General features: G+C 31.0%; 3 protein-coding genes. All 3 read right to left on the minus strand.

The window, feature by feature from the left end; all coding sequences use genetic code 11:
- Positions 1–341: 341 nt before the first annotated feature.
- The gene (locus tag A9G48_RS06415; protein ID WP_034948638.1) at positions 342–1,517 is read right to left on the minus strand and encodes a hypothetical protein; all 1,176 of its coding nucleotides are present in this window, start codon (positions 1,515–1,517) and stop codon (positions 342–344) included.
- A gap of 41 nt (positions 1,518–1,558) precedes the next feature.
- The gene (locus tag A9G48_RS06420; protein ID WP_034948641.1) at positions 1,559–2,779 is read right to left on the minus strand and encodes an SH3 domain-containing protein; all 1,221 of its coding nucleotides are present in this window, start codon (positions 2,777–2,779) and stop codon (positions 1,559–1,561) included.
- The coding region (locus tag A9G48_RS06425) for a L,D-transpeptidase (RefSeq protein ID WP_218057830.1) at positions 2,776–3,772 on the minus strand (997 nt) is incomplete at its 5' end. The genes A9G48_RS06420 and A9G48_RS06425, both read right to left, overlap by 4 nt.

Here is a 3,772-nt window from a genome sequence, read left to right on the forward strand (position 1 = left end):
TTCACTTTCATATTTCACCAGTAAATGCCCTATCTGCTCCGCTGTCCAACTTCTGCGTAACCCTTCCTTTAAATCCCTATCCGTAAAAGTCGGTGGCGGTAGGTCTTTTTTTCGTTGGGTTGAATATATCAGTGTGCCGGTTAAGATTTGCTGTAATTCTCGCATCGCCGGCGTGTAATCGGCTAAATCTAAGGTGGCAACGTTATTTTTGCTGATTTTATCAGATAATTCGCCTACCGTTGCCTTCTCTTCTATCGTTTTAAAACCTGACCAGTGTCATGGGGAAATCCCCCCTAAAATTGCTTTAATATCTATCGCTAGCCTATAACTACAACAATTTATTAGAAATGTTTATCCTTAAATTCTAATTGGCTAAGATGTATATACCCCGTTGTAGTTCTATCATTAGCTAAACCAACATATAACCATTCTTGTTTTTTTTCTCTATCAATAAATTTCGAATATAACTTGATCACATCAGTTTTATTCGGTAGTGTCATGATAATAGAAGATTTTATATCTGGCTTATTTAATAAGTTAACAACTTTTTCTGAAGACTTTGTATAATAGTGATTTTCCAATAATTCATCATGACTATAGGAAATTACTTTTTTTTTATCCTCTAAAACAGTTATACCCATGTTATAATATTCATTCTTCTCTAATCTCTCTTTTAACTGGTTATCTTTGTTAAAAAAATCCGTCAAGTATTGATAGGCTAAGTGTTGGCTACGTTCTAAAGTTTCACCATTATTTTGTAGCTGACTACGATATTTAATTAAATGAATTAATACTTTATCTTTAGTAGATTGTGGGATTCTTACCTTTTTCCCTTGTATACCAATGTCTTTATGTTCAACATTCCAATTAACAAATAAAGATATCAATAAACCACGAAAATAAGCTTTATCCAATAACATGTCATTTAAAAAACGCTTTCTGTACCCTTTTAATTCGTTATTATAAAATAAAAAATGCCATTTATACTCGTCGGAAATATATGGATTCACAACAGCTGTTTCATAGAGTAAAGCATCATTTTCATAATTAAAGTTAATCACGATTTCAGGTAAATAATCATACTTATGATTTAATATATATTTTTTAGCAGAATCATCATCATTAAAAAGTAGTTTATTATAAGCAACTAACTGTTGAACATATTTATTATTTGAATTATCTAATATTCCATTCGCAAATGAATTCGTTAATAAGCAAGAATAAATAAATTTACCATTATTTGTTATGCCATAATAGTTATCTTCACCTGTATATGTTTGACAAATATTTTTATTCTTGCTGAGGCCAGTATCTGAACCAAAATAATCATCAATTTTTTGTTTAAATTCTTCTAAATTAATTAGTTGATAATGTTCTTGCTGAAGCATTTTTGAAATCATATTTATAGTTTTATCTGAATAATTAGCTGATGCAAACTCTGATTCTGTATCAGCCAACACATTTATTGAAAAAAGAGCGAGAACTATAATAAGTTTCTTTCCTATTTTGTTAATCATTATTATTTAACCTAGTTAATCATGTTTATTGATACATGCATTCAATTATTATCGTTATATTCTAATTGACTAAGATGAACATAACCCTTTATGGAGGGGGAATCCTTTAATTTGACATATAACCATTCACCTTGTACATTAATTTTGATAAGATCTATATCATTTAATAATTTATTTATAATCGGTGCTTTAGAATTTGGTTGGCTGCGGAAATTAATATAATTATCATTTGATTTCGTAATATAGTGATTTTCTATTAGTGTGTTTTTACTTTCCGAAATGACTTTTTGTTCTTCAGCGGATACTTTTAACCCCATATTATAAAAATTATTTTCCTTAAGCCTTGATTCAAGTTTATTATCTATTTCGTAAAAATTAATCAGGTATTGGTAGGCTTTACGTTGGCTATCGGTTAAACTTGTTTCCTCGCTCTGATGCTGACTTTGTAATTTAATCAGATGCAATAAAGCTTTATCTTGTGATGCTGAGGTAATCGTAATTTTTTTATTTTCTGAAATAGGAATTCCTGTTGGATAAATATACCAATTATCGGACAAATCTTTTAATAAAATTGAAATAACATGTTCTCCCGATTGTATATACAAATCATTTAATAAACGTTTCCGATATCCTTTTTGTGAATTGTTATAAAAAATGAAATGCCACATATTTCTCAGATCGTCATCCCATACAGGTAATGAGACCTCATATAACAAACTATTTTTTTCATAATTGAAATAAATCACAACTTCTTGCAACGAATTTTTCCGATTTGATAAAAAATAGTTTTTTACAAAAGTATCAGTATTATCATTAAAAAGTAATTTATTATAAGCAATAAGATGAGGAGAATACTCATTATTAGGGCTATTTAATAACTCTAAACCCTGCTTAGGAGTAAGCGGAACATCAAATCCTTTGTATTCACTCATCAGAAATGATTCTGTGTATGTTAGTAAAAAACGTCCATTCTTAGTAAAACAGCTATAATCATATTTACTAATCATATATTGACAATCAAATGTTATTGTATCCACATCAATACCAAAATAATCTAAACTTCTTTGTTTAAAGCTCTTTTCGCTAGGAATTTTATAACCTTTGCTTTTCAAAAAGTCAGAAACTATACTGACTTCTTCGGCAAAATCTCTTTCTGCCCATATATGCATTAATTGATCTAACTCTTCTTTTTCAGTTTGAGCTGAAACTATTAACGTAAAAAAAGCAAAAAAAACAAAACAGGGGATTTTATTTAGAATCATTGTGTTTTTACTCTCCCTTTTCTTACAGTGTCTTTAGGATCGGGAGCTAAACCATAATATTCATAAACATCTTTTATATCTCCAACATAATCTTCTATGTAACAATATATTGTTTTACCTTCACTTTTTAACCTAGTATACAAAGCCCCTAACTCTTTCATTGCTTCATTATAAACCCGAATACACCCATGAGTGTTCATAAGATTACCTAAATCTTCCAAAGATTTTCTATAATACCCTGAAGTATGCCCAGAATGTATGCCTATTCCATCTCGTCCATTTTTAGTTGCAGTTAAAAATTCACCACTATCTCCGATTAGTTCAATAAATCCATAATTACCAAAACTCCATTCACCTTTATGCCTATTTGGATAATATGTTGTCTTTGTCCTACCAGTAGGTGTATCGCCATCTCCACTTGCTTTTGTACGATTCGTATTAGTCCCAAGACAAAGTGCATGAGTTTTAAAATAAATTTCACTTCTATCAAATACAATTAAAGGCCCCTCTAATCCACGGTGCGAAGGTACAATGACATTTATATAAACCTCATTATCTTCTGGGATATATTTTTCATCAAATGTTGTTCTAGTTTTAATAACATTAAAATAATCTATCATCGCCACCGGATGAATAAACCACGCCTTGCCGTCTGCGGATAGATTGGATAGTTTAGGCGTATTGGCTTCTGTGTTTGCGGTTGAGTTTTGAGTTTGAGCTTGCGCCACTTTTTTCCACCACAGTGAGGGTTTGATGCGCTCTTCTTTTTCTAGTTGCCAGTTGCTTTTGACATGTTCATGCGCTTCGTCCACTTTTTTCATGGCAAAATCTCGCTGATAAGGCTCGGTGATGCCAAGTTTATCTAATCCCGCTTCAATAAGCGCTTTTTGTTGTTGCTTTTCCTCTTCAAATAGCTCATCAACTTCGTTCCATTTGCTTAACCCTTCATCTGCATACCATTCACTTTCATATTTCACCAGTAAATGCCCTATC

It is taken from the genome of Gilliamella sp. wkB18 (genome assembly GCF_001690875.1).
Taxonomy (GTDB): domain Bacteria; phylum Pseudomonadota; class Gammaproteobacteria; order Enterobacterales; family Orbaceae; genus Gilliamella; species Gilliamella apicola_A.

Excerpts from the sequence above, each read along its gene's own strand:
- A9G48_RS06415 (WP_034948638.1), bottom strand. The coding sequence starts at position 1,517 with ATGATTAACAAAATAGGAAAGAAACTTATTATAGTTCTCGCTCTTTTT.
- A9G48_RS06420 (WP_034948641.1), bottom strand. The coding sequence starts at position 2,779 with ATGATTCTAAATAAAATCCCCTGTTTTGTTTTTTTTGCTTTTTTTACG.